Annotated in this window: 24 protein-coding genes; 11 read left to right on the forward strand and 13 right to left on the reverse strand. The window is 33.9% G+C overall.

Features of this window, described 5'->3' with window-relative positions:
• Positions 1-306: 306 nt before the first annotated feature.
• The 3 genes from ACIQ2L_RS11710 (at position 307) to gap (ending at position 3,643) form a co-directional block, all read left to right on the forward strand.
• The gene (locus tag ACIQ2L_RS11710; RefSeq protein ID WP_396158996.1) at positions 307-1,551 is read left to right on the forward strand and encodes an MFS transporter; all 1,245 of its coding nucleotides are present in this window, start codon (positions 307-309) and stop codon (positions 1,549-1,551) included.
• Between the two features lie 105 nt (positions 1,552-1,656).
• Positions 1,657-2,526: a lipoyl synthase gene (gene lipA / locus ACIQ2L_RS11715; RefSeq protein ID WP_396158998.1), complete on the forward strand. Its 870-nt coding sequence runs from the start codon at positions 1,657-1,659 to the stop codon at positions 2,524-2,526.
• A gap of 124 nt (positions 2,527-2,650) precedes the next feature.
• Positions 2,651-3,643, forward strand: a complete 993-nt coding sequence (gene gap, locus ACIQ2L_RS11720; RefSeq protein ID WP_396159000.1) for a type I glyceraldehyde-3-phosphate dehydrogenase — start codon at positions 2,651-2,653, stop codon at positions 3,641-3,643.
• Between the two features lie 338 nt (positions 3,644-3,981).
• On the opposite strand, the gene ACIQ2L_RS11725 is transcribed toward gap, so the two are convergent.
• Together ACIQ2L_RS11725 and lpxK are read right to left on the reverse strand one after the other, a co-directional pair.
• On the reverse strand, positions 3,982-4,797 hold the full coding sequence (locus ACIQ2L_RS11725; protein WP_396159002.1) for a purine-nucleoside phosphorylase: 816 nt from the start codon (positions 4,795-4,797) through the stop codon (positions 3,982-3,984).
• The gene (gene lpxK / locus ACIQ2L_RS11730) at positions 4,769-5,812 is read right to left on the reverse strand and encodes a tetraacyldisaccharide 4'-kinase (RefSeq protein WP_396159004.1); all 1,044 of its coding nucleotides are present in this window, start codon (positions 5,810-5,812) and stop codon (positions 4,769-4,771) included. Before lpxK ends, ACIQ2L_RS11725 begins: the two co-directional genes overlap by 29 nt.
• A gap of 59 nt (positions 5,813-5,871) precedes the next feature.
• Between lpxK and ACIQ2L_RS11735 the strand changes: the two genes are divergently transcribed.
• The 6 genes from ACIQ2L_RS11735 (at position 5,872) to ACIQ2L_RS11760 (ending at position 12,708) form a co-directional block, all read left to right on the forward strand.
• The gene (locus tag ACIQ2L_RS11735) at positions 5,872-6,441 is read left to right on the forward strand and encodes a hypothetical protein (protein WP_396159006.1); all 570 of its coding nucleotides are present in this window, start codon (positions 5,872-5,874) and stop codon (positions 6,439-6,441) included.
• A 40-nt stretch (positions 6,442-6,481) separates the two neighbouring features.
• Positions 6,482-7,597, forward strand: coding sequence for a Nif3-like dinuclear metal center hexameric protein (locus tag ACIQ2L_RS11740; protein WP_396159008.1), 1,116 nt, complete (start codon positions 6,482-6,484; stop codon positions 7,595-7,597).
• A gap of 3 nt (positions 7,598-7,600) precedes the next feature.
• Positions 7,601-8,380, forward strand: coding sequence for a zinc ribbon domain-containing protein (locus tag ACIQ2L_RS11745; protein ID WP_396159010.1), 780 nt, complete (start codon positions 7,601-7,603; stop codon positions 8,378-8,380).
• 44 nt (positions 8,381-8,424) lie between these two features.
• Positions 8,425-9,264: an alpha/beta hydrolase gene (locus ACIQ2L_RS11750; RefSeq protein WP_396159012.1), complete on the forward strand. Its 840-nt coding sequence runs from the start codon at positions 8,425-8,427 to the stop codon at positions 9,262-9,264.
• 324 nt (positions 9,265-9,588) lie between these two features.
• Positions 9,589-12,204, forward strand: coding sequence for a cyanophycin synthetase (gene cphA, locus ACIQ2L_RS11755; RefSeq protein WP_396159014.1), 2,616 nt, complete (start codon positions 9,589-9,591; stop codon positions 12,202-12,204).
• Positions 12,205-12,252: 48 nt separating this feature from the next.
• Positions 12,253-12,708, forward strand: coding sequence for a DUF1569 domain-containing protein (locus ACIQ2L_RS11760; protein WP_396159017.1), 456 nt, complete (start codon positions 12,253-12,255; stop codon positions 12,706-12,708).
• A 7-nt stretch (positions 12,709-12,715) separates the two neighbouring features.
• Here ACIQ2L_RS11760 and ACIQ2L_RS11765 read toward each other — a convergent pair whose 3' ends face one another.
• The 10 genes from ACIQ2L_RS11765 to tgt form a co-directional block, all read right to left on the reverse strand.
• Complete coding sequence (locus ACIQ2L_RS11765; protein ID WP_396159019.1) at positions 12,716-13,981, reverse strand: asparagine synthetase B; 1,266 nt, start codon at positions 13,979-13,981, stop codon at positions 12,716-12,718.
• A 335-nt stretch (positions 13,982-14,316) separates the two neighbouring features.
• Entirely contained in the window at positions 14,317-14,970 is a 654-nt protein-coding gene (locus ACIQ2L_RS11770) for a response regulator (RefSeq protein WP_396159021.1), read from the reverse strand.
• Complete coding sequence (locus tag ACIQ2L_RS11775) at positions 14,967-15,689, reverse strand: sensor histidine kinase (RefSeq protein WP_396159023.1); 723 nt, start codon at positions 15,687-15,689, stop codon at positions 14,967-14,969. Before ACIQ2L_RS11775 ends, ACIQ2L_RS11770 begins: the two co-directional genes overlap by 4 nt.
• Positions 15,690-15,727: 38 nt before the next feature.
• Complete coding sequence (locus ACIQ2L_RS11780; RefSeq protein ID WP_396159025.1) at positions 15,728-16,297, reverse strand: hypothetical protein; 570 nt, start codon at positions 16,295-16,297, stop codon at positions 15,728-15,730.
• Between the two features lie 71 nt (positions 16,298-16,368).
• Complete coding sequence (locus ACIQ2L_RS11785; RefSeq protein WP_396159027.1) at positions 16,369-16,701, reverse strand: hypothetical protein; 333 nt, start codon at positions 16,699-16,701, stop codon at positions 16,369-16,371.
• Between the two features lie 94 nt (positions 16,702-16,795).
• The gene (gene dnaB / locus ACIQ2L_RS11790) at positions 16,796-19,354 is read right to left on the reverse strand and encodes a replicative DNA helicase (protein ID WP_396159030.1); all 2,559 of its coding nucleotides are present in this window, start codon (positions 19,352-19,354) and stop codon (positions 16,796-16,798) included.
• A 159-nt stretch (positions 19,355-19,513) separates the two neighbouring features.
• Positions 19,514-20,467: an acetyl-CoA carboxylase carboxyltransferase subunit alpha gene (locus tag ACIQ2L_RS11795; protein WP_396159032.1), complete on the reverse strand. Its 954-nt coding sequence runs from the start codon at positions 20,465-20,467 to the stop codon at positions 19,514-19,516.
• Between the two features lie 88 nt (positions 20,468-20,555).
• Positions 20,556-21,437, reverse strand: coding sequence for a DMT family transporter (locus tag ACIQ2L_RS11800; protein ID WP_396159034.1), 882 nt, complete (start codon positions 21,435-21,437; stop codon positions 20,556-20,558).
• Entirely contained in the window at positions 21,424-22,509 is a 1,086-nt protein-coding gene (locus tag ACIQ2L_RS11805; RefSeq protein ID WP_396159037.1) for an LptF/LptG family permease, read from the reverse strand. The genes ACIQ2L_RS11800 and ACIQ2L_RS11805 overlap by 14 nt, the downstream gene beginning before the upstream one ends.
• A gap of 73 nt (positions 22,510-22,582) precedes the next feature.
• The gene (tgt, locus tag ACIQ2L_RS11810) at positions 22,583-23,713 is read right to left on the reverse strand and encodes a tRNA guanosine(34) transglycosylase Tgt (protein WP_396159051.1); all 1,131 of its coding nucleotides are present in this window, start codon (positions 23,711-23,713) and stop codon (positions 22,583-22,585) included.
• A gap of 428 nt (positions 23,714-24,141) precedes the next feature.
• Here tgt and cas1 point away from each other — a divergent pair, with 428 nt between their 5' ends.
• Positions 24,142-25,041 carry a type II CRISPR-associated endonuclease Cas1 gene (cas1, locus tag ACIQ2L_RS11815; protein ID WP_396159040.1) on the forward strand — a complete coding sequence of 300 codons (900 nt, stop codon included), beginning with the start codon at positions 24,142-24,144 and terminating at the stop codon, positions 25,039-25,041.
• 14 nt (positions 25,042-25,055) lie between these two features.
• A complete protein-coding gene (gene cas2, locus ACIQ2L_RS11820) occupies positions 25,056-25,361 on the forward strand; it encodes a CRISPR-associated endonuclease Cas2 (RefSeq protein ID WP_396159043.1) in 306 nt (101 codons plus the stop codon).
• On the opposite strand, the gene ACIQ2L_RS11825 is transcribed toward cas2, so the two are convergent.
• A complete protein-coding gene (locus tag ACIQ2L_RS11825; protein WP_396159045.1) occupies positions 25,358-25,942 on the reverse strand; it encodes a transposase in 585 nt (194 codons plus the stop codon). The genes cas2 and ACIQ2L_RS11825 overlap by 4 nt on opposite strands.
• Positions 25,943-26,189: the final 247 nt, after the last annotated feature.

Consider the following 26,189-nt stretch of genomic DNA (forward strand, 5'->3'; position numbering starts at 1 on the left):
GAATTTTGTTAAAATGAATTATAAAAAATAAATTCCGTTATTTTACCGTAAAAATAAAGCATTTTTTACTCTTAACGACAATAACAAATCGTAAAAATATTATAGACAAATTAATATTATACATTGCTTGCTTTTGTTAATTTAGAAGCAATTTCTCTAATGCTTAACAAAACTGGGGTGAATAAAAACACCCAAGCGGCTCGGAAAATCACATAAAGAAAATATTTCAACTATAAACCTGCAAAAATCAAATTCTTGCAGCCATTTTATTTTTATTTCTATATTTAGCAAATCAAACCTCCAGAAATGAAACAAATTAACACGAAAGAAAAATTTCGCATTCTGTTAAGTTTCCCTGTAATCATTGCCTCTCTCGGCTATTTTGTAGATATTTACGATTTGTTGCTTTTTGGAATTGTTCGCATTCCAAGTTTGAACGATTTGCATTTAGACGCTGATAAAGTAGGTACCATGATCATAAACTTCCAGATGACCGGGATGATTATTGGCGGAATTTTATGGGGTGTTTTTGGAGATAAAAAAGGAAGACTTTCGGTGCTGTTCGGTTCTATTTTAGTCTATTCATTAGCAAATATTGCTTGTGGCCTTTTACCTCTGATAGAATTTGGAGATACCGCAATGATTTATGCGTGGTTGCGATTTATAGCTGGGGTTGGGTTAGCGGGTGAATTAGGCGCTGGAATTACCTTAGTATCTGAAACCTTACCCAAAGAATTACGGGCTATTGGATGTTCTATTGTAGCTGGATTTGGAGTTTTGGGAGCAGTAGTTGCGCATTTTACCGTGGAACTTTCTGGAAGTTGGTCTACATCCTATCTTATTGGTGGTGGATTGGGTTTGGTATTATTAGTATTACGAATTAGTGTTGCCGAAAGTGGTATGTTCAAATCGGTTAAAGAAAATTCAACTATCAAAAAAGGCGATTTTTTATCTTTTTTTACAAACAAAACGCTTTTTATAAAATACATAAAATGCATTTTAATTGGTGTTCCTATATGGTATTGTATCGGAATATTGGTATTTATGGCCAATCAGTTTGCTCCTGAAATGGGAATTGCAAAAATTGATCCTGCCAAAGCGATTCTATGGTCGTATATTTTTGGCTCCGTTGGCGATTTTGCTAGTGGTTTTATCTCTCAATTGTTACATTCTAGAAAAAAGACCATCCTTTATATGATGCTCTTGACGGCAGTTGGTGTAATTCTTTTACTTTTTGGAGGGACAAAAAGCGAGAATACCTATTATTTCTTTTGCGGCTGGATGGGCTTATGTAGTGGTTTTTGGGCCATGTTTGTTACATTGGCTGCTGAACAATTTGGTACGAATTTAAGAAGCACTGCCGCTACAAGTATTCCCAATATGGTTCGTGGAACCGTTCCGTTAATGCTGATTGGGTTTGAACATTTAAAAGGTACTCAAAGTGTAATAACGGCTGCGGCTATTGTTGGTGCAATTGTTTTTATTCTTGGTATCTATTCCGTTTTAACCATCAGCGAAACACATAACAAGCATTTGGATTTTGTGGAATAACTATTTTGTTATTTGATTCTTCTAGATAACAATTTGAAATCTGAATTCTAAAAATTGATAATCTTCAATCTACATTCTTTATCTTTGCATTGCAAAAAAGTTACTATGGAATCTGTTTTAGATAATGCACTACCCGTTGGAAAGCCAAAATGGTTAAAAGTAAAACTACCTATTGGTCAAAAATATACAGAACTGCGTGGTCTTGTTGATAAATATAAACTGAACACAATATGTGCATCAGGCAGTTGCCCTAATATGGGTGAATGTTGGGGCGAAGGAACGGCAACCTTCATGATTTTGGGAAATATTTGCACCCGTTCATGCGGTTTTTGTGGGGTTAAAACAGGAAGGCCAGAAACGGTAGATTGGGATGAACCCGAAAAAGTAGCTCGTTCCATAAAAATCATGAAAATTAAACATGCTGTTATTACTAGTGTTGATAGAGATGATTTGAAAGATATGGGTTCTATCATTTGGTTAGAAACTGTTCAGGCCATTCGCAGAATGAACCCAGAAACTACTTTAGAAACATTGATTCCAGATTTTCAGGGTATAGAACGAATCATTGACCGAATTGTAGAAGCCAATCCGGAAGTCGTATCGCACAATGTAGAAACCGTTCGTCGTCTTACTCGTGAGGTTCGAATTCAGGCAAAATACGACCGAAGTTTAGCTGTTTTAAAATACCTGAAAGACCAAGGAATTCGCAGAACAAAATCGGGAATTATGCTTGGGCTTGGGGAAACCGAAGAAGAAGTGATTCAAACCATGCGCGATTTGCGTGACCAAAATGTTGACATCGTAACTATCGGTCAATACCTGCAACCAAGTAAGAAACACTTGCCTGTAAAAGAATACATTACTCCGGAACAATTCGAAAAATACGAAAAACTGGGCAAAGAAATGGGATTCCGTCATGTAGAAAGTGGCCCATTGGTGCGTTCCTCATATCACGCTGAAAAGCATATTTTATAGCACTTCGACAAGCTCAGTGTGACAGTATTATGCGTAATTGAAATATCTTTCAATAAAAAAAATGTCAAGCGGAGATAGTTTGTGCTGACGAAGGAAGTAAAGACATCTTCTAAAAAATTATATTTTGAATAAAACTCAAGTAGCCATTAACGGATTTGGACGCATCGGAAGAACTCTTTTCCGATTATTACGCAATCATCCCTCTATTGACGTTGTCGCTATTAACGATATTGCCGATAACAAAACAATGGCGCATTTGATAAAATACGACAGTATTCATGGTGTTTTGCCTTGTACCGTTTCTTTTGACGAGAAATCGATAATCGTTGATGGAAAACAATACCTGTTTTTTCATGAAAAAGAAATTAGTAATCTCAATTGGATTGACATCGATTTTGTAATTGAAAGCACTGGAAAATTTAACACCTTCGAAGATATTAACAAACATATTTTGGCTGGAGCCAAAAAAGTAATTCTATCGGCACCTTCAGAAGTTTCGCAAATTAAAACCGTTGTCCTTGGTGTGAACGAATCCATTTTAGATGGTACCGAAAAAATTATATCAAACGCCAGTTGCACAACAAACAATGCTGCACCAATGATTAAAATCATTAATGAACTTTGTGGTATTGAACAAGCATACATAACCACGGTTCACTCCTACACCACAGACCAAAGTTTACACGATCAGCCACATAAAGATTTGCGTCGTGCACGTGGTGCCAGTCAATCTATAGTACCAACAACTACTGGTGCTGCCAAAGCATTGACCAAAATATTTCCAGATATGGAAGGAAAAATTGGTGGTAGCGGCATTCGTGTTCCTGTTCCTGATGGTTCATTGACCGATATTACCTGCTATGTAAAAAAAGAGGTGACGATTGCCGAAATCAATGCTGCATTTAAAAATGCTTCTTTAACCAATCTTAAAGGAATTTTAGACTATACCGAAGATCCCATTGTTTCTGTAGATATAATTGGCACTACTAATTCGTGCCTTCTTGATGCTCAATTAACTTCTGTTATCGGAAAAATGGTAAAAGTTGTGGGTTGGTATGATAACGAAATTGGATACTCTTCACGAATAATCGACCTAATTGTTTTGTTAAGAAAATAAATTCCCTATTTTTAACATTCCTAATTTTTTTTTGACAGTTTCTGAATGAAATGGATTTGGATTTTTATCTGTATTCCCTTAGTCCTCTTTGATAATAAAATCCATACAGAAGTTGATAATACGTCCTATTATATTCTGTTGAGTTAGAAAACATGGTCTATTCGAGTGGTTTTTATGAAACATAGTAAAATACAACCGAAGCTTCGGGAGTATCGAGAACCATGAGATAATTTTAGCTTCTCGATTAGCTTTAGTATATTCGACCAAAGACTCGGGGGTATTTTTAAAATCAAAAACTACCGTTTACAACTTTAAAAATCACGAAGTGATTATCCTTTTTAGAACTGAAGAATTAATTCCTTTATTAATTTTCTAACGTGAGGTTCTGCTTTGGCGGCAGCTTTTAAGACTTCTTCGTGACTTACTTCTTCCATGCTGGCTTCAACATCACCCATGTCGGTAATTACAGATAATCCAAAACAGTCAATACCCATATGTCGTGCCACAATAACTTCGGGAACCGTTGACATTCCAACACAATCAGCGCCCAGAATTTTTACCATTTTATATTCACCAAACGTTTCAAAAGTTGGTCCTTGCAAACCTAAGTAAACTCCATCATGAACCGCAATACCGTTTTCAGCAGCTATTGATTTTGCTTTAGTAATCATAGCCTTATTATATGCTTCATTCATATTCAAAAATCGTGGTCCAAATCGCTCCTCATTTTTGCCCCGTAACGGATGTTCCGGAAACATATTGATATGGTCTTTGATAATCACTACTGAACCCACTTTATAATCTGAATTCACACCACCAGAAGCATTAGATACAATTAGTTTAGTAACGCCAAGATATTTCATCACACGAACAGGAAATGTTACCTGTTTCATATCATATCCTTCATAAAAATGAAAACGCCCTTGCATTGCCATCACTTTTTTATCTCCAATAGTCCCAAAAACAAGTGCGCCTTTATGTCCTTGAACCGTAGAAACAGGAAAATTTGGAATTTCGTGGTAAGGCAATGTTTGTTCGATGTTGATATCATCGGTAAAACTGCCTAATCCCGAACCTAGAATAACACCGTATTCTGGACTGAAATTGGTTTTGTTTTTTATATAATCAACGGTTTCTTGTACAAGTTCCCACATAATTTAATATAGTTTGGTCAAAAGCGTCTTGGTTGGCTACCATTTGGCTCTGTATTGGTAAATAGTATAGTTGTTTTTTTAAAATTTTAGCTTTCAAACGTACAAAATCTTTTTCAGTTGTGATGATGATTTTGTCATTGGCTTTGTTTTTAATGGCATTAATATCGTTTTCACTAAAATGATGATGATCTGGAAATGTCATAATTTCATCGCCTTCAGATTGTAAAAATTCAAAAAAAGGTTTTGGTTTGGCTATGCCCGCCAGTAAAATTTTTGGTATTGATTTTAAATCGTTTACTGCTATACTTTCGTTAGTGTTATATACTTTATCATCATAATCAATACAACTGAAAAAGATTGTCACTGACTTGTCATCCTTACGAAGGAAGGATCTTCTCAACTTTTTACTGATTTCTTCTTGTTCTGATAACGTAATTTTTGAAGGACATTTGGTCACGATGATTACGTTCGCTCTTTTCGCTCCACTTATACTTTCACGTAGATTTCCTGTGGGCAACATAAAATCGTCACAAAACAAATCATCATAAGACGTCAATAAAATATAAAATCCCGCTTTTACTTTTCGATGTTGAAACGCATCATCTAATAAAATGAGTTCTGGTGCTGCAGATTGAGATAAAAGCTGCTCTATTCCATTTTTTCGATCTGCATCAACAGCTACTTGAATAGTAGTAAACTTGGTATAATACTGATAAGGTTCATCTCCCAAAATTTCAGCATTGGAATTTTCATCAGCCAAAACAAAACCTTCTGATTTGCGTTGGTATCCTCTACTCAAAGTAGCCACTTTGTAATTGGGAGAAAGCAACCGAATTAAATATTCGATTTGCGGCGTCTTGCCCGTTCCACCCACACTCAAATTTCCAACCGCAATTACCGGAATGTCGAAAGCGTATGATTTTATAATACCTTTATCATAAAGATAATTTCTTAAAAAAGTGATAAAACCATATACTATGGCAAGAGGAAAGAGTAATTTTCGCAACAAAATCATAGTACGAAAGTAACGATTTTTTATCTTTGAATGAAAATTATTCTAGTTGTCTTTATTTTATGAAACATTATTATTTTACACTGCTCGTTCTATCACTACTGTTTTCTCCAATAGCTTTCGCACAGGAAACAGATAATGCTGCATTACTTAAAGTGATTTTTACCAAATACTATAAAAATGAAAAAGTAATTGCCAAAGGAAGATTACAACTGTTAAGCTTTTACTGCAAAAAAGCACCCAATAACGAGGAAGTTTTAGAAGTGATTTCCAAAAACGATTTGCTAAAAAAGAATGCAGACGAAATCAAAAAGCAAATCATCGTTGCCCTAGATGAAGATTGGTCTGCTGCCTATACCATTTTATTTAACAACCAAAATCAATATTTAAAAAGTAAAGTCAACGCGTGCTTATCTTTTGAAGAGTATAAAATAGTTTCCGATAGAAAGAATCAAAACAACCAAAGATTAATGATTGTCAGCAAACCTATCTATTTTGCAAGCAACAATTTTGCTTTAGTAAAAATTGCTTTCTATAGAAACATCGAACATAATAATGGCAGTTTTTTATTGTTTGAAAAAGTAAATGGGATATGGATCATAAAAGAAACGTTAAACGAATGGGCGACTTAATCAGTATTCAGAGTTCAGTAAACAGTTAGCAGATAAAGAAATGAAACTAAAAGAAATACTCTTAATCCTAGAAGAAATGGCACCTTTGGCATACGCCGAAGATTTTGACAACGTAGGATTACTCGTAGGCGATGCGAATGCTGAAGCAACTGGAATTCTCGTGTGCCACGATGCTTTAGAAAATGTAATCGAAGAAGCTATTACAAAGAAATGCAATGTGGTGGTATGCTTCCATCCTATCATCTTCTCAGGTATAAAGAAAATTACAGGAAAGAATTATGTGGAACGCGCCGTATTGAAAGCTATTAAAAATGATATTGCCATTTATGCCGTTCATACAGCATTAGACAATCACAAACTTGGGGTTAATAAAATCTTCTCAGATGCTTTGGACTTAGTCAAGACCAAAATATTAATCCCAAAACAAAACTTCATTCAAAAACTGGTCACGTATACCATTCCCGAAAACGTAGAAACCCTGCGCAATGCTTTATTTAATGCCGGTGCCGGAAAAATTGGCAACTATGAAGATTGTAGTTTCAATTCTAAAGGAATTGGGACCTATATGGGCAACGAAGACAGCAATCCCGAAATTGGTAATCGTTTCGAATTTGTAGAAAACGAAGAAATTAAAATTGAAGTCACTTTTGAAAAACAATTGCAATCCAAAGTTTTAAAAGCCTTGTTTACCAATCATGTATATGAAGAAGTAGCCTACGAAATCTATGATTTACAAAATGCGCATCAAAATATTGGTCTCGGCATGATAGGAGAACTTAAGACACCAATGAATGAAAACGAGTTTTTAGCATTTGTAAAAGATAAAATGCAATGTGGTGGCATTCGTCATAGCGCTTTTATTGGGAAATCGATTCAAAAAGTTGCGGTTCTTGGTGGCTCCGGAAGTTTTGCAATTACCAATGCCATTCAAGCAAAAGCGGATGTTTTTTTAACCGCCGATTTGAAATATCATAACTTTTATGAAGCTGAAAACCAGCTTCTTTTAGCAGACATCGGCCACTTTGAAAGTGAAAGATGTACAAAAAATTATATTGTTGATTTTCTTAAGAAAAAAATCCCTAATTTTGCATCTGCCTTGCCGGCAGGCAGGATCATTTTATCCGAAGAAAATACAAATCCAGTAAAGTACTTATAAAATATGGCGACTACAAAAGAACTAAATGTTGAAGACAAATTAAGAGCAATTTATGACCTACAAATCATAGATACTAGAATTGATGAAATCAGAAATGTACGAGGCGAACTGCCTTTAGAAGTGGAAGATTTAGAAGATGAAGTTACTGGTTTAAGTACTCGTTTAGATAAATTAAAATCGGATTTGGTTGCTATTGAAGAGCAAATAAACACGAAAAAAAATGCAATCGTTGAGCATCAGGTTTCGATAAAGAAATATACTACGCAACAAAAAGATGTTCGTAACAATAGAGAATTTAACTCGTTAACCAAAGAAGTAGAATTTCAAGAATTAGAAATTCAATTGGCTGAAAAACAAATCAAAGAATTAAAAGCTTCTATAGAGCACAAAAAAGAAGTGATTGCGAATTCTAAAGAAAAATTAGATCAAAAAACAGCTCATCTAAAACACAAAAAAGCAGAGTTAAGTGATATCATGGCTGAAACTCAAAAAGAGGAAGGTTTCTTAATGGAGAAATCAGCTGAATTTGAAGCACAAATCGAAGAACGATTATTAGCCGCTTACAAAAGAATTCGCTCTAGTGTTCGCAATGGTTTAGCAGTAGTTTCTATTGAGCGTGGTGCTTCGGCTGGTTCGTTCTTTACAATTCCACCTCAAACACAGGTTGAAATTGCAGCAAGAAAAAAAATCATCACCGATGAGCATTCAGGAAGAATCTTAGTTGATGCTTCATTGGCTGAAGAAGAAAGAGAAAAAATGCAAAAATTATTTGCTCACCTATAATATACTAATCCCGTCTCGTTCGGCAAACGAGACGGGATTTTTTTATGCAAAAAATTCAATTTTTTATTATCACTAAAGCAATAGGCTTTTATCTTAACTGTCTAAGCTATGTTAATGCTGAAAAAGCTAAAAACAAAGCCTACCAACTTTTTAGTAAACCCAGAAAAGGAAAGCTAAAAGAAGAAGAATTACCAAAAACATTGCAAAGCGCAACACTGGAAACGTTTGAATACAACAATGAAAAGTTTCAAACCTATATTTGGAAAGGAAATTCAGAAGTAATTTTTTTAATTCATGGCTGGGAAAGCAATGCTTCCCGCTGGAAAAAGTTACTAGCACATTTAAAACCTTTAGGAAAAACCATTATTGCTATAGATGGTCCCGCTCATGGTTTAAGCGAAGGTACTGAATTCAACGCGCCTAAATTTGCAGAATACATTACTATTGTTGCCCAAAAATACCAACCAAAAACGATTATCGGGCATTCTATTGGCGGAGCTGCAATTTCTTTTTATCTCAACAAATACAAGGATAAAACAATCGAAAAAGTAATTCTTCTTGGCGCACCATCAGATTTCAAAATTATCGCAGACAATTATATAAACCTTTTAAGTTTAAACAATAGAATTAAAGAAAGTTTAGAAAATCTCTATTTTGAAAAATTCAATATCAATATCAATGATTTTGCAGCACACAAATTTGCCCAAAACTTTTCTCAAAAAGCATTTATCGCTCATGATTCGGAAGACAAAGTAGTGCTAATTGATGAAGGTCGCAAGTATGCCAACAACTGGAAAAACGCCACCTACATAGAAACCAGTGGATTAGGACACAGCATGCACGACGCTGATTTGTATCAAAAAATCGTCGATTTTATTAAGTAATAGGAGCAAAACGTTTTCAATTACCTAGAACTTTTACTCCCGCTGTCCGTTCCAATCTTTTTTCGTCAGTTCGATTTTATTTTAAAAGTATCGAGAACACGAAAAAAGGATTTCAACTAACACCTGCCTGCCGACAGGCAGGTCGGGGCTAATTAGAACGTTTACTTTACTTACTAAAAATCTGGAAATCAATTTAAGTTAAAAAAAAAGATTAGATATGTTGTGTTTTTTTGCCATTTCTTCAAAAAAAATAGAAGTCACCATTAAAAATTTCCTATTTTTAACAAAATCATTACTAATTACTATTACAAATTATTCCCAATCATGAAAATAGATAAAATTCAAGCACTTCGTGGTCCAAATATTTGGAGTGTTCAACGCAAAAAATTAATCCAAATGCGCCTTGATTTGGAAGAAATGGAACAATTTCCAACCAATAAAATTGAAGGTTTTCGTGAAAGAATAGAAGCAATGTTTCCAACAATGATTGAGCATCGATGCTCTGAAGGTGTTCGCGGTGGATTCTTTTCGCGCATAGAACGTGGCACTTGGATGGGACATGTGATTGAGCATATTGCCTTAGAGATTCAAACCTTAGCCGGGATGGAAACGGGTTTTGGAAGAACACGTGAAACCAAAACACCCGGAATATATAATGTTGTTTTTAGTTATACCGAAGAAAATGTCGGACTATTTGCGGCCGAAAGTTCCGTTGCCATTGCACAAGCTTTAATCGCTGGAACCGATTATGATCTCGAAGCTGATATTCAAAAAATGCGTGAAATTAGAGAACGTGTTCGTTTGGGTCCATCAACAGGAAGTATCGTTGAAGAAGCCGTTTCCCGAGATATTCCATGGATTCGATTGGGAACAAACTCATTAGTTCAGTTAGGGTATGGAATCAATCAAATGCGTTTTCAAGCTACTATAACGTGTAAAACCAGCAGCATTGCGGTAGATATTGCCTGTAACAAAGAACAAACGAAGAAAATGCTCGATGCAGCATCCATTCCAGTAGCTAACGGTGGTATTTGTGTTGATGAAGAGGACTTAACGGATGTAATCAAAAAAATAGGATACCCAATTGTGATAAAACCATTAGATGGGAATCATGGAAAAGGCGCTTCTATTAATGTAAAAAAATGGGAAGATGCCGTTGAAGGATTAGCATACGCCAAAAAATACAGTCACCGCGTTATTGTTGAAAAATTCATCACAGGGTTCGACTTCAGGGTTTTAGTAATTGACAATAAATTAGTGGCAGCCGCTAAACGAGAACCCGCTCACGTAAAAGGAGATGGGAAACATACGATTCAACAATTAATTGACGAAACCAATAAAGACCCACGTCGTGGTTACGGTCATGAAAATGTATTAACTCAAATTGATGTCGACAGAGACACAACTGATTTACTAGAAAAATTGAATTACACTTTAGAAACAGTTCCCAAAAAAGACGAAGTAGTTTATCTAAAATCAACTGCTAACTTAAGTACAGGTGGAACTTCTATAGATGTCACCGATATGATGCACCCTGAAAATATTTTTCTTTGCGAACGCATTTCTCGCGTCATTGGATTGGATGTATGTGGTGTCGACATCATGGCCGAAAATTTAACACAACCCCTCAAAGAAAATGGCGGTTGCATACTTGAAGTGAATGCTGCGCCTGGTTTTCGTATGCATTTGGCTCCTTCTGAAGGATTGCCAAGAAATGTGGCTGCTCCCGTTATTGACATGCTTTATCCTCCGGGAAAACCAAGTCGTATTCCAATCATTGCCGTGACTGGAACCAACGGTAAAACAACTACCACACGATTATTGGCTCATATTGTAAAAAATAATGGCTATAAAGTAGGTTTCACTACATCAGATGGAATCTATGTACAAAACCACATGATGGAAAAAGGAGATACTACTGGACCCATTTCTGCCGAATACATATTGAAAGATCCAACAGTTGAATTTGCTGTTTTAGAAACCGCTCGTGGCGGAATTCTTCGTTCTGGCCTTGGATTTAGCCGTTGCGATATCGGAATTATCACTAATATTCAAGAAGACCATTTGGGCTTAAGCGATATTCATACTTTAGATGATTTGGCTCGAGTGAAAAGTACCGTTGTAAAAAGCATTAAAAAAGACGGCTGGGCCATTTTAAATGCCGAAGACGAACAATGTTTAAAAATTGCAAATGAACTAAGTTGCAATGTGGCCTACTTTAGTATGGATGAAAACAATCCAAAAGCAAAGCAGTTTTCTAAAGAAGGTAAAATTGTAGCCGTATACGAAAACGGATTCATTACCATCAAAAAAGGAGAATGGAAAATTAGAGTAGAACGAGCAACTCATGTACCGTTAACGATGGGCGGAAAAGCCAAGTTTATGATTGCTAATGTTTTGGCAGCCACTTTGGCGAGTTATTTGCAAGGATTTAAAACTGACGACATTAGTTTGTCATTACAAACATTTATTCCAAGTGCGGCACAAACACCAGGAAGGATGAATATTTTCGAGTTCAAAAAATTCAAAGTATTAATTGACTTTGCTCACAACCCTGCCGGATATAAAGGTGTTGAAGAATATTTAAGTTCCGTCGAAGCTACCAAAAAAATCGGAATCATTGCCGGTGTTGGTGACCGTCGTGATGAAGATATTAAAGAATGTGCTTCTATAGCAGCCAGAATGTTTGACCATATCATCATCCGACAAGAAAAACACTTACGGGGTAGATCCGAAGAAGAAATCATTGGTTTAATCATGAAAGGTATTGCTGAAAGTGGTAGAACCGTAACTCATGAAATCATCAAGAAAGAAGTAGAAGCAATCAAACATGCTATTGATAATGCTGAAGATGGAAGTTTTATTACCGCATTAAGTGATGTCGTAACAAATGCCATTGAAATTGTGCAAGAGTATTTGGACAAAGAAAGTGAAGAATAAAAAACAAAATCCCAATCGTATAGTTTCGGATTACAAATTTTAAAATTAATGAACAAACTTAAATCAGTATTAGACGAACTAGAATCTCATATTATAGATTTTGAAAAGACTAACGTTGCTGTTTCGCAATCGTCAATTGGTTGGCATATCGACCATAGTCTTATCGTTATTAATAGCATTGTGGCTCAATTAAAAAACTCAAATCCTCAAGAATACAAATGGAAGTTTAATTGGAAACGGACATATATTCAAACTATCAATAAATTTCCAAGAGGAAAAGGAAAAGCACCAAAAGCAGTTCAACCGACTGAAACATCTTCAATTGAAGTTCTAAATTCAAAATTAGAAATTGCGAATAAGCGTATAATCGAATTAGAAAATCTTGAATCGAATAATTTTTTTATGCATCCCTACTTTGGTAATTTGAATTTAAAAACCTCGATATGGCTTTTGGAATTGCATACCAAACATCATTTGGAAATAATTAAAGATATTAAAGTTTAGTAAAAATCTATGTTTTCTGCGGTTTCTTTCTAGCAGCTGGAAACAACACATTATTCAATATTAATCGAAACCCCGGGGAAGTAGGATGCAAATCTAAAACAGTTGGCTCATCTCCTACTCTATGTTGGTAATCTTCAGGATCATGACCACCATAAAAAGTGAAAAATCCTTTTCCTTTTTGTCCATGAATATATCGCGCTTCATCATTTAATTCGTTTTTTCCTAAAACCAGTACACTCGACTTTATCAATTCACTATCAAAAGCTGTTGTCTGGCCCATAAACCCTTTGATCAATTGAGTGTGGTTTTGGCATAACATAGTTGGAATCACATCCCATTTTGCGGAGAATTCCATCAAAGTGAAATAATCTTTCTCAAACGGAATTCGACGTTTTTCAGTCATATCAATATCAGAGAACTCATAATGCTCTGGCTTTCTATCCAAAATAAAATTCTTGAAAGCGAAGGTTTTAGAATAATCAATTTTCGATTGATAGTTGGCTTCGCTATCATCGCCATCAAACATCGGCTCACAAATATCAACACCATCAGCCGCTAAGGCAATATCAAAACTATCGGTGGCTGAACACATGGCAAACATAAATCCACCGCCAATAACAAAATCTCTAATCTTCTTGGCTACAGCCAGTTTATCCTGAGAAACTTTGGCATAACCCAATTTGGCTGCTAATGCTTCAGCATCCTTTTTTTGTTCAATGTACCATGGTGCATTTCGATAGGCACCATAAAATTTACCATATTGTCCTGTAAAATCTTCGTGATGCAAATGCAACCAATCATATAAAAGTAATTGGTCACTCAAAACCTGTTCGTCGTAAACAACTTTAAAAGGGATTTCGGCATACGTCAAAACCATCGTCACGGCATCATCCCATGGCTGCTTTCCGGGTGGAGAATACACAGCAATCTTTGGTGCTTTTTCCAAAACTACGGTTTCCATATTTTGGGATGGACTTGAAATATCGGCTAAAATTGATTGCATCTCGGCATCGGATAAAATTTCAAAACTAACGCCACGAATTTGACATTCTTTTCTAATTTCTGGAATATCGGGTAAAAGAAAAGAACCGCCTCGGTAATTTAATAACCAACTGGCTTTGAATTGTTTGTCCAATGCCCAATAGGTAATTCCATATGCTTTTAAATGATTTTTTTGCGTCGATTCGTCCATTGGCAACAAAATGAAATTCGCCTTGACTATAGAAAAATAGAGCAATCCAACTAACAAAAAAATAGTCTTTATATAATTCATTTGTAATAAAATAACACTAATCGAAGATACGTCTTTTATCAGTAGAATAAAAAACAAAAAATCATAAAAAATTTCTAAAAAACAGGTGAAAATACGTATAACCACCTAAAATATTCCTTTTATTTTTGATAAATAATAACTGTATAAATTTTATTTCATATGGAAGATCCAATAAAAAGTTTAAGTATAGTAAGTAAAATAGGGTTAGTAATATTGGCTGCTTTAATTGTATTTAGTTGTATAATAGGTATAAAAATCATTATAGGTTAAATTGAGACTGAACTTATAATTGTGGTGAACGTGAGCTTTATTTTATAATAGACTCACGTTTTTTTTTATAAAATAACTATTTTATTTTGAATCGCAAAAACAACCAAACCTGCACTATTTTGGGAATCTGTTTTTAATAATAAATTATTTCTGTGACCTTCAACAGTTCTTGGACTGATAAATAACTTTTCAGCTATTTGCTGAGTACTTTTTTGATTGCATATTAATTCTAAAATTTCTCTTTCTCTTTTTGTTAAAATAACTTCTTCAAAAAAAATATTTTTTCTATTATTAATTAAATTTTCTTGAATTACATTCAATACCACTTCGTTATAGTAAAATCCTTTTTCGATTACTTGATTAATTGTAGTAATCATTTCTTCAGGCGATGAGTTTTTAACAATATAAGAGGCAGCTCCAATATCAATCATATTTGCTATAAAAGATTTAGTATTATAACTTGTTAAAGCAATGATTTTAATAGAAGGAAATTCTTTATTGATAAGTTTTGTTGCCTCAACTCCATTTAGCAGTGGCATTTTTAAATCCATTAGTATGATATCGGGATGAATTGAGCTCGATTTTAGGTATTCTACAACTTCATTTCCATTATCTGCTTCATAAAGAATTTGGATATTTTCATGCCTTTGTAGTAAAAAACTAATTCCTTTCCGAAACAATTCTTCGTCATCTGCTAAAAGTAATTTTATCTTATTCATAAATCATTAAAGATTATTTTAATTTCAAATCCATTTTTTGGAGCTGTTTTTATAAAATACTTTCCATTGAGCAAACCTATTCTGCTATCAATGTTGATTAAACCCATTCCTTTCTTGTCTTCAGAAATTTTAAAACCAATTCCATCATCAGTATACAGTAAGCAAAAAGTGTCTTTTTCTCTAAAAAAAGTTATATTAATTGTATTAGCAACTGCATGTTTTAGTGTATTATGAAGTAATTCTTGTAAAACCCTGAAAAGCCCAAGTTGTGTATTTTTATTAAATTCATTTAAATTTAATTGGTTAGAATACTGAATATCGAATTTATTTGTTGATTTATACTCAACAATTAATTCTTGAATTCCTGCTTCAAGTCCAAATTTTTCAAAAACTGGAGGAAATAAAGCATGGGCAATTCTTCTTGAACTTTCTAATGCAGTCGATGTTAAATTATTAATATTTGCCGTTATTTCTTTGATTTCTGAAACCGATAAATTAGGGCTAATTAACAAATGACTATTTAAAGAAACTATATTCAATTTTGAACTAATTTCATCATGCAAATCCTGAGCAATTCTTTTTCGTTCTGTTTCCTGAGTTAAAATAACCGTTTTTAAAATTTCCTTCTGATAATTAACTTCTAAGTTCCTTTTTTCTATTTCTTGTTTAATGATTTTTTTTCGTGAAAAATAAAAAAAAAATACTAGCACTGTGGCCATCGTCATGAAAGCTAAAAAAGTATAAATAAAAATTCTTATTATTTCAGACTTGGTCTCCATTGTTTAGATAAAGGATAAATATCTTTTAAGATTAATAACTGATAAACTACATAAATGTATTCATTAAAACTCCATATAATATCAAAAACGTAATTTCCATCTATAAGTAAAAGCAAATTACCTGTTAAGAAAACTAAAGTGCTTCCGAAAAGATAAATTAACAATCCTAAATTGATATAATAAAACTTTTTATCTTGGTTTAATAAATTATACAGATGAAATGTAGTATAAATGACTAAAGGCAAAGAAGTTATAAAAATTTCAAATGGATTAAATATATAAAAATCAAGAGGATAGTTATAATAATAAATAATAAGACTGGTTATAACTAATGGAGTAATTATCTTAATTAATAACTTTTGTTTTAAATCTATCAATAATAAAAAGTAAAAATAACTTAATATAAGAAACTGTGTAACAAAATAAAAATGAGTTAAAAAAATATTATGTATTTTTAGTTTAGATGTTACCAATGAAGCTATTTGAATTATAGCCATTATTAAAAGATAAAAAGCAAAAACTTTGTAAGTCTTTGCTTTTTTACTCATACTTATAAAAAATAAGAAACAATTAATTAGCAATAATATAATTCCAAGTATTATAATCACTTACTCAGCATTTATTGTTTTTCTTGAGTATCAAGATTAAAAAGAGGACTTGTTACATCGCAAGTTTTCGGACAAGGACTAGTCATATCGTATATAAAATTTCCTTTTTGAGCATTAATTAAATCGTTACCATTTTCATCTACCCCAACAATCATTAATTTTTCCATTTTCATATTAGGATCATATCCCAAATAGGCTCTAAAATCTGCAACTCCTTCTTGATTTAATAATTGAGTCATATCTATTTTTGGAATTAGATATGCTATAACTCCATCAGGATTATCTTTTCTGTAAAGTCGTGCCCATTCTTTAGCTTCTTTTAAATCTATTGCGTTATTTGACATAATTAATCTTGTTTTTAGTTAATAATACTCAAAATTAACAATAAATTTTAATAAAAATCAAAAACTGTTAAAAAACAAGTGTTTTTACGTAGTACTAAAACGGGACATCACTATCGTCATCATTCCTATTAATGTTACTTCCAAAAGCTTCATTGGGTGAAGGTAAATTTTTCGTCATAAACGGATTGTCATCATGATTCATTTTGGAAGGCAAATCGTCAAAAGAACTACCATATTCTTCTAAGTTATCAAACTTACCAAGGTTTCCTATAAATTTCAAACGGATGCTTTCGAGTGAGCCATTACGGTGTTTAGCAATGATAAATTCAGCCTGACCTGCTGTTGGTGTTTGCTCTTCGTCATCCCATTCATCAATTTTGTAATACTCAGGACGGTAAATAAATGATACAATGTCGGCATCTTGTTCAATCGCACCCGATTCACGTAAATCTGAGAGTAGCGGTCTTTTGCTCGAACCTCTTGTTTCAACTGCACGCGATAATTGGGACAATGCAATTACGGGAACTCCTAATTCTTTGGCTAATGCTTTTAAGTTTCTTGATATGGTTGAGATTTCTTGTTCACGATTTCCCATCCCTTTTCCGTTACTACCACCAGCGGTCATTAATTGAAGATAATCAACAATGATTAATTTGATTCCGTGTTGTGATGATAAACGACGTGCTTTTGCTCTTAAATCAAAGATAGAAAGCGAAGGTGAATCATCTATATACAATGGTGCTTTTTCTAAGTCTTTTACTTTTGTAGAAAGCTGTTCCCACTCGTGTTTTTCTAATTTTCCAGTTCGTAATTTTTCAGAAGACAAGCCTGTTTCTGAAGAAATCAAACGCGTAATTAATTGTACTGATGACATTTCTAATGAAAACAAAGCAACGGGTTGTCCAGAATCAATTGCTATATTTCGTGCCATAGACAATACAAAGGCCGTGTTGTGTGTTACAGTACAATCTTCTAAAAGAAATAATCTATTACCATCTATTTCAAAACCATAATAATCATCAATCCTATCATATTCAACTTTAATTCCAGTTACTTTCCAATCCACTTTTGAATTCCATTCTCGGGCTTTTTTTCTCTCCACTTTTGTTGGAATATCATTTAGATTTCCAAATATCCTTAGTCTAAAAGATTCTCCTTGAAATCCAATTGATTTAATTGAGGTTTTTTTCTTTCTAACCGAGGTTCTAAAACCTAAACTATCACAAATAAATTTTATTTGATTTAGTAAATCTTCATTTTTTTGAACAATTTCAAAACAATTAAATTCAGAAGTATAATAGCCATCAGAATCTATGATTCCTGCCAATAATTGTAACCTATTTTCCGTTGAATTTATTAAATATTGATTTGGAATATGTTTGTTTTGCAGTACTCCTAAAGTTCTTAATTCAGTTTGAATACAGGTTGTAAATTCTACGGAAGTAAATTTATTTTTATTTACAATAGCATAATTGTTAGTTTTATCTTTTTGTTCATATACAACCAATTCACTTTCTAAACAAGTTGCATAATCGTTTAAATATCCAATAATTTCTTTATCAATATTTGTAATTCTTTGACTGAATGAATGCCCATCACCAAGCCAAAGACCAAGATAATATGGTTCTAAAGGAAGTTCTTTTTCATTAAATTCAACACCAACTTTATACCCTTTATAATTTGATTTGAATTTATTCGATTTTTCTAAATAGTCTTTAACCGTTATATTTAGAATATCGCCTTGCTTGTGAGTTCCCTCGTTTCTACTTCTTTTTAAAGATAAAATATGGCTCTCATTTACTCTATAAGACATGGCTTTATTTTGATGAATCCAATACATTTTTTCTTGTCCACGGGCAATGGAAAGCACTTTTCTTGGAGTAGAATCATCACCCATTAATAATTCATTTTCAGAAATATCTTCAACCTTTTTAAGAGAACCATCATACAGTAAAACTTTAGTGCCTTTTCCTAAACATTTTCCCATTCCTGGTCGAGCCGCAATAATGATTAAATCACTTGGTTGCCAACCTGAAGTAATTTTATCCAGCTTATCAAAACCTGTTGCTATGCCGCTTAATCCTTCTTTATTGGCAATTTCTTCAATTCTTTTTTTGGCTTGAATTACCAAACTTTGTGCTGTTTCGGAGCTACGCTTTATGTTTCCTTGGGTTACTTCATATAATTTAGATTCCGCTTTGTCTAATAAATCGAATACATCGGTGGTTTCATCATACGATTCCTCTATGATTTCAGAGGAGATTTTAATCAAGCTGCGTTGAATGTATTTCTGCAAAATAATTCTAGAGTGAAACTCAATATGCGCCGAGGAAGATATTTTTTGGGTAAGCTGAATTAGGTAAAAATCGCCACCTGCCAAATCCAGTTTTGCATTCTTTTTTAATTGAGCCGAAACTGTTAATAAGTCAATAGGCTGAGAATCTGTGAATAACTGAAAAATTGCTTCAAAAATGTGCTTATGTGATTCCTTGTAAAAAGCATCGGGCTGTAGTATATCGATAACCTCATCAACCCCTTTTTTATCAATCATCATAGCACCGAGCACTGCTTCCTCTAGGTCAAGTACTTGTGGCGGTAGCTTTCCTTTTTCAAGGTTTATAATCGTAGTTTTATCTACTTTTATAGGGTTCATATTTCTGAGATTTTCCATAAAGCGAAAGTAACTATTTTGGTCCGTTTTTTGGGATTGAGTTATCCAAGTTGTTTGTTTATAAGTTTCGTTTTTTTGTTAATAACCAAAAAAAAACCGCCACGTTATTGACGAGACGGTTTTACAGAATTTTGAAAGAAATTACTCCTTATATTCGCCCATCTTACTGTATTTGTCCATCCTTTGTGACACCAACTCGACTGTTGATAAATCTTTCAGTTCATTAAATGCCTTAATAATATATTGTTCCACTGTTTTAAAAGCTGTTGCCTTATCGTAATGCGCACCTCCAAGTGGTTCAGGAATAACATCGTCTACCAATTTCATTTTTTTCATATCAGCAGAAGTCAATTTCAAAGCTTCGGCAGCTTGTTCTTTATATTCCCAGCTCTTCCATAAAATTGACGAGCAAGACTCCGGAGAAATAACGGAATACCAGGTGTTTTCCATCATTAAAACGCGATCACCTACTCCAATTCCTAATGCACCACCTGAAGCTCCCTCACCAATAATTACACAAATAATGGGCACTTTCAATCGACACATCTCGAAAATATTTCTGGCTATGGCTTCTCCTTGTCCGCGCTCTTCAGCTTCTAAACCAGGAAAAGCTCCAGGAGTATCAATTAAGGTAACTACAGGAATATTGAATTTCTCTGCCATTTTCATCAAGCGCAATGCTTTTCGATATCCTTCTGGACTTGCCATTCCAAAATTACGCAACTGACGCATTTTGGTGTTGATTCCTTTTTGTTGTCCGATAAGCATAAACGATTGACCATCAATTTGTCCTAAACCACCTATCATTGCTTTATCATCTTTGAAGCTTCTATCACCAAAAAGTTCTAAAAATGTTCCTTTAGTTAGGTTGGTTATGTGTTCTAAAGTGTATGGTCTGTTCGGATGTCGTGACAATTGTACGCGTTGCCAAGCCGTTAGGTTTTTATAAATTTTTCGTTTTGTTTCTTCTAATTTTTTCTCAATTTGTCTGCAAGTAGCAGTGACATCAACATTAGATTCGGCACCAATAATTTGACATTTATCGAGTTGATCTTCTAATTCTTTAATTGGAAGTTCAAAATCTAAATATTCCATAGGATCATTGTTTTGTTTAATCGAATAGCAAATATAAAATTTTATATTGTGAAAAAATGTACTTTTTAAGGATTAGTTGTAAACTACTTTAGCTCAGTTTTTTACGATGTTTTAGTATGGCATTCAGTAACACTGTGAGTAAAATAAGGAAGGCGCCAATATAAAACCCAAAACTCATTTTCTCTTTTTCCTCGAATATTAATACGGCGAGTATGATACCATAAATGGGTTCTAAATTAATCGTAAGCATTACGGTGTACGGACTCAAAAACTTCATAACCGAAGTAGAGGCAATAAAAGCATAAGCCGTACAAACCGAACTTAATACCATCAAATACATAAAATCTTTTGGCGAAAGCATAAAAAAATCGCTTGAAAAACTATGAGTAACCAACAATAAAAAAGTAAAGAAAAATACCCCACCACTGAGTTCATAAAATGAAATAACGGTGGCGTCATGAGTCTTTACGTACTTACTATTAATTACGGCAAACAAGGCTGATAGAAATGCAGAAGTTAGAGCAGTCAACATACCCCAAAAATAGTTTCCTTCTACATTAAAAATAATATAAAGTCCACCAATGACAAGCAATCCAAAGAAAACTTCATAGAATACTATTTTCTTTCCGTATAAAATAGGTTCAAGCAATGAAGCAAAAAAAGCACCTGTTGATAGGCAGGCTAAGGTTATAGAAATATTAGATATTTTGATGGCATGAAAAAAAGTAAACCAATGTAATGCTATTATGAGACCGGCAAAAACAAACTGTATAAAACTTTTGGTAGAAATCTTTAATGATACCTTTTTGAAGTAAATATAAATAGCAATAAAGCCAACCGCAAAAAGCATTCGGAACCAAACTAGTGGTAAGGCATCTAACGAAATTAGAGCACCTAAAATAGCCGTAAACCCCCAAATGAATACAATCAAATGAAGGTGTAAATAACTTTTTAGGTTATCGTTTCGCATTCCTCAAAAGATAAATGGCTAAAATTCCGAAGACAATATTGGGTGTCCAAACTGCCAATAGCGGCGGCGCGGCAGATTTCTCTGCCAAAACACCAAACACTTTATCGAGAAACACAAAAGCAAAAGCCAAAATAATTCCGATGGCCAAGTTAGTTCCCATTCCACCTCGACGTTTCATAGACGAAACTGCTACGGCAATAATAGTTAAGATAAATGCTGAAACCGGAATACTATACTTTTTATAAAGCACCACTAAATACACATTGATGTTAGAAGAACCTCTTGCTCGCTCTTTATCAATAAACTTGTTTAATTCGTTTAGAGGCAAGGTTTCCGCAATATAAACTACGGGAGTTAAATCTTCTAAGTCAAATTTAAAAACAGTGTCTTTTACTTCACCCGATTCGATGATATCACCAAACTCGCCCACTTTTCTTTTGGAATAATTGAACAGTGTATAATTTTTGTTTTTCTCATTCCACTTAATTCTGCTGGCTAATAATTTATATTTCAACTTGTCACCTTCAAATTTCTCCATCGAAAAATTGAATGCCATTTTGGAAGCCTGATTAAAGTTACTCACAAAAATATATTCGTCTTTACTAATTTGGCGAAACACATCAGAGTTGTCTCGCATATCGTCACGACCGCCATTTGTGAGGTAAGTATACCTAAAACTTTTAAATCCTGCGCTCGCTTTTGGAACTAAAAAGATGGTCAATATTAAAGCAAAAACCGATACTATAGTAGCACCAATAATGTAAGGTCGTAAAAATCTATTGAATGAAATCCCCGAACTTAAGATGGCAATAATCTCGGTATTATTGGCCAATTTTGAAGTAAACCAAATTACCGAAAGGAATAAAAATATGGGGAACAATAGATTAGCAAAATAAATCGTGAAGTCTAAATAGTATCTGGCTATACTCGCAAATGGCACTTCATTTTCAATCATTTTATTGACTTTTTCAGATACATCAATCACGATTCCAATCGGAATGAACATCAGCAGCATTACGATGAATGTAACTAAGTAGCGTTTGAGTATGTATTTGTCAATAATTTTTAACATTGTTCAAGTTTATGGTTAATGGCTTGTAGTTTATGGTAATTAAATCTAAACCACAAACAATAAACTACAAACATTAAAGTCGTTGACTCATATTTTTTACCATCATGTCTTTCCAGGTTCTAAAATCTCCTGCTAAGATATGTTTTCTAGCTTCACGAACCAACCACATATAAAACCCTAAATTGTGAATCGTTGCAATTTGCTTTCCCAAATATTCATTGGCTGCAAACAGATGTCGTAAATACGCTTTGGTATATTCGGTATCTACAAAAGTATGACCCATTTCATCAATAGGTGAAAAATCATCTTCCCACTTTTTGTTTTTTATATTAATACTACCATTCGCTGTAAAGAGCATTCCGTTTCGGGCATTTCTGGTTGGCATCACACAGTCAAACATATCAATTCCCAATGCTATATTTTCTAAAATATTAATTGGTGTTCCAACTCCCATTAAATACCGTGGTTTGTCTTCTGGAAGGATTTCACAAACCACTTCGGTCATGGCATACATTTCTTCGGCGGGTTCTCCAACAGATAATCCGCCAATGGCATTCCCTTGTTGCCCAGAGTTAGCAATATATTCCGCTGATTGCTGACGCAAATCTTTATACGTACTTCCTTGAACAATAGGAAAAAAGGTTTGGTCATATCCATATTTTGTCGGTACTTTTTCTAAATGATTAATGCATCGGTCTAACCAGCGATGGGTCATGTGCATCGAGCGTTGTGCATAGCGATAATCACAAGGATAAGGAGTGCATTCGTCAAATGCCATAATGATATCGGCACCAATGGTACGCTGAATTTCCATTACATTTTCGGGAGTAAAAAAATGAAAGGAACCATCTATATGTGATTTAAATTTTACGCCTTCTTCTTTTATTTTTCTATTGGCCGAAAGGGAATACACCTGATACCCACCACTATCGGTTAAAATATTTCGATCCCAATTCATAAACTTATGCAAACCTCCCGCTTTTTCAAGAATGGTCGTTTGTGGACGCAAGTACAAATGATAGGTGTTTCCCAGAATAATATCTGGATTAATCTCTTCTTTCAATTCGCGTTGGTGCACTCCTTTTACCGAAGCCACCGTGCCGACGGGCATAAATATGGGGGTTTCAATAACGCCATGGTCGGTAGTTATTCTTCCAGCACGGGCTTTTGAATAGAGGTCTTTTTGTAATAAATCGAATTTCATTGTATCATTTAAGGTCGACAAAGATAAATTATTTAACATTTTTGCCTTCGCATTTAAGATTTTATTTAACAATTTAGTTGGGCGTGCCTCCGATTGGCAAAAACTACGTTTGATAAACTTGTTTTTGTCCATCGCAGTCAGGCTGTTCGTTGTATCTTTTTTCTCGTTCCTCAAAAAAGGATGCCACTACCATCCTTCACGCAAAAACCAGCTAAAAATAAACTACCACGGGACAAAGCCCGCGAGGTATTGAAAAAGTTAAAAAAAATTAAAAATAAAACTCTTTGGAAATCTGTGCAACCTGCCTGTCGGCAGACAGGTTTGTGGCAAAAAAATCGAAGCAGCGCTTAGAGAAATTAAACCTAATGAGATTAATACAACCATTTGTTTGATTTTTAATACATTAGACTTTATTTAAAAATTTTATTATGATAAAAAAAACTATTTTACTAGAAAACAAAGCAACTCTGACCACAAAAAACCGACAACTTGTAATAAAATCTGAAACTCGAGAAAGTTTTATTCCTATTGAAGATATTGGATTTATAGTTATTGATCATGCCGAAATTTATTTGAGCATTACTGCAATGAATTTAATAGTTGAAAACAATTCTTCTGTCATTATTTGCAACACAAACCACTTGCCTAATGGAATGTTTTTAAACCTAAACAGCCACCACATACAACAAGAAATTTTTAAAAATCAAATCAATGCCAGTGTTCCCCTCAAGAAACAATTGTGGCAACAAACAATTATTGAAAAAATAACCAATCAAGGTATCTTGTTAGAAAAAATTACAGGAAAAAAGAATTCATTTGATTTTTTATGTAGTAAAGTTTTGAGTGGCGATAGTACTAATATGGAAGGAGTTGCTGCTGCACAGTATTGGAAAAACCTCCCCCTAACACCCTCCGGAAGAGGGGGAATAAAACGTGAACGTTTTGGTGATTATCCCAATAGCTTTTTGAATTATGGATATGCCATATTAAGAGCGGCTACTGCAAGAGCGTTGTCTGGAAGTGGTTTATTGAACACACTCGGAATTCACCATAAAAGCAAGTACAATGCTTTTGCTTTAGCCGATGACATCATGGAACCCTTTCGCCCTATTGTGGATGAAAAAGTTTTTGAACTCATGCAAACTTATGATGAACAAGAACTAAACACGGTTTTGAAATCAGAATTATTACAGATTCTCACTCGAACCGTTTATTTTAAAGAAGAGAAAAGTCCATTAATGGTAGCGCTACAAAAAACGGCTAGTTCCCTTCAGCAATGCTATACTGGCGGCAGAAAGAAAATAAAGTACCCGAAATTATGGAACTAAACGGGTATCGAATTATGTGGTTATTTGTATTTTTTGATTTACCAACAGAGACTAAGAAAGACCGAAAGAATGCATCTGGTTTTAGAAACAATTTACTGAAAGATGGTTTTAGTATGATGCAATATTCGGTTTATGTACGCCATTGTGCCAGTAGCGAAAGTGCCGATGTTCACGAAAAACGGATACATTTTTTGTTGCCTCCATTAGGCAAAGTAAGTGTGTTGCGAATAACTGATAAACAATTTGGGAATATTTTGAATTTTTGGGGGAAAGCCGAAGTACCCAAAGCACCACAACCCACACAATTAGAATTGTTTTAATCTTTAATGTAAAATCTATCTTCAATCCATTTTTTAGGATTCAAATCTATATAGTTAGAAATGTTTCGATACGAGTTTCCATCTCTAATGATATGGTCATGAAAAGAACGATGCCAAGTAAAGTCCTCAAAACCTGATTTACGAATTTCATTTGAAGATGTGGTTTTTAATGCTCCCATTATACTTGATACTGATTTTATTTTTTGTTCGGACATTTCGTGAATTATTACTTCGGAATCATCTGATGAAATTATATTTTTTAACAAACTTGAATCTATTTCTAAAATTAAATGAAAATGATTAGGCATAATCACATAATTATGAACATCAACATACTCATATTGGCGCATCAACCAATTTATTTTTTCATTTACGATTAATCCATATTGATTCAATTCAACAACATAATCTGAATCGGGGTGATGATTTTCGGGGTGATGTACGGACAGGTCGCGACCTGTCACTACGGGAATAACACGACCCAAACAGCACAAATTATTCTTCACACAATTGGTGATGAAATATAAATTATTCTTTGAATAATCATATCCTTTCAAACGAATGGATTTTCTTTTTTTCATACTATTACATATAATCTATTTCATGTACGGACAGGTCGCTACCTGTCCCTACCGAATACAATCATAAAATTCAAAATATAATTTCAAATTTCCAAATACTACAAACAAAAAAATGCCTCAATCACAGCTTATCATCTTGTAAAAGAAGCATTTTTTTAAACGATATTTCACTTTATTCTCTTGAATACTAGAAGGTAACGAGCCAACTAATATCGTGTTTTCTAATCTGCCAATCAAATCTCCCATT

This window comes from Flavobacterium sp. (assembly GCF_044369455.1).
Taxonomy (GTDB): Bacteria; Bacteroidota; Bacteroidia; order Flavobacteriales; family Flavobacteriaceae; genus Flavobacterium.

Excerpts from the sequence above, each read along its gene's own strand:
- ACIQ2L_RS11710 (WP_396158996.1), top strand. The coding sequence starts at position 307 with ATGAAACAAATTAACACGAAAGAAAAATTTCGCATTCTGTTAAGTTTC.
- lipA (WP_396158998.1), top strand. The coding sequence starts at position 1,657 with ATGGAATCTGTTTTAGATAATGCACTACCCGTTGGAAAGCCAAAATGG.
- ACIQ2L_RS11725 (WP_396159002.1), bottom strand. The coding sequence starts at position 4,797 with ATGTGGGAACTTGTACAAGAAACCGTTGATTATATAAAAAACAAAACC.
- lpxK (WP_396159004.1), bottom strand. The coding sequence starts at position 5,812 with ATGATTTTGTTGCGAAAATTACTCTTTCCTCTTGCCATAGTATATGGT.
- ACIQ2L_RS11735 (WP_396159006.1), top strand. The coding sequence starts at position 5,872 with ATGAAACATTATTATTTTACACTGCTCGTTCTATCACTACTGTTTTCT.
- ACIQ2L_RS11740 (WP_396159008.1), top strand. The coding sequence starts at position 6,482 with ATGAAACTAAAAGAAATACTCTTAATCCTAGAAGAAATGGCACCTTTG.
- ACIQ2L_RS11745 (WP_396159010.1), top strand. The coding sequence starts at position 7,601 with ATGGCGACTACAAAAGAACTAAATGTTGAAGACAAATTAAGAGCAATT.
- ACIQ2L_RS11750 (WP_396159012.1), top strand. The coding sequence starts at position 8,425 with ATGCAAAAAATTCAATTTTTTATTATCACTAAAGCAATAGGCTTTTAT.
- cphA (WP_396159014.1), top strand. The coding sequence starts at position 9,589 with ATGAAAATAGATAAAATTCAAGCACTTCGTGGTCCAAATATTTGGAGT.
- ACIQ2L_RS11760 (WP_396159017.1), top strand. The coding sequence starts at position 12,253 with ATGAACAAACTTAAATCAGTATTAGACGAACTAGAATCTCATATTATA.
- ACIQ2L_RS11765 (WP_396159019.1), bottom strand. The coding sequence starts at position 13,981 with ATGAATTATATAAAGACTATTTTTTTGTTAGTTGGATTGCTCTATTTT.
- ACIQ2L_RS11770 (WP_396159021.1), bottom strand. The coding sequence starts at position 14,970 with ATGAATAAGATAAAATTACTTTTAGCAGATGACGAAGAATTGTTTCGG.
- ACIQ2L_RS11775 (WP_396159023.1), bottom strand. The coding sequence starts at position 15,689 with ATGGCCACAGTGCTAGTATTTTTTTTTTATTTTTCACGAAAAAAAATC.
- ACIQ2L_RS11780 (WP_396159025.1), bottom strand. The coding sequence starts at position 16,297 with ATGAGTAAAAAAGCAAAGACTTACAAAGTTTTTGCTTTTTATCTTTTA.
- ACIQ2L_RS11785 (WP_396159027.1), bottom strand. The coding sequence starts at position 16,701 with ATGTCAAATAACGCAATAGATTTAAAAGAAGCTAAAGAATGGGCACGA.
- dnaB (WP_396159030.1), bottom strand. The coding sequence starts at position 19,354 with ATGAACCCTATAAAAGTAGATAAAACTACGATTATAAACCTTGAAAAA.
- ACIQ2L_RS11795 (WP_396159032.1), bottom strand. The coding sequence starts at position 20,467 with ATGGAATATTTAGATTTTGAACTTCCAATTAAAGAATTAGAAGATCAA.
- ACIQ2L_RS11800 (WP_396159034.1), bottom strand. The coding sequence starts at position 21,437 with ATGCGAAACGATAACCTAAAAAGTTATTTACACCTTCATTTGATTGTA.
- ACIQ2L_RS11805 (WP_396159037.1), bottom strand. The coding sequence starts at position 22,509 with ATGTTAAAAATTATTGACAAATACATACTCAAACGCTACTTAGTTACA.
- tgt (WP_396159051.1), bottom strand. The coding sequence starts at position 23,713 with ATGAAATTCGATTTATTACAAAAAGACCTCTATTCAAAAGCCCGTGCT.
- cas1 (WP_396159040.1), top strand. The coding sequence starts at position 24,142 with ATGATAAAAAAAACTATTTTACTAGAAAACAAAGCAACTCTGACCACA.
- cas2 (WP_396159043.1), top strand. The coding sequence starts at position 25,056 with ATGTGGTTATTTGTATTTTTTGATTTACCAACAGAGACTAAGAAAGAC.
- ACIQ2L_RS11825 (WP_396159045.1), bottom strand. The coding sequence starts at position 25,942 with ATGAAAAAAAGAAAATCCATTCGTTTGAAAGGATATGATTATTCAAAG.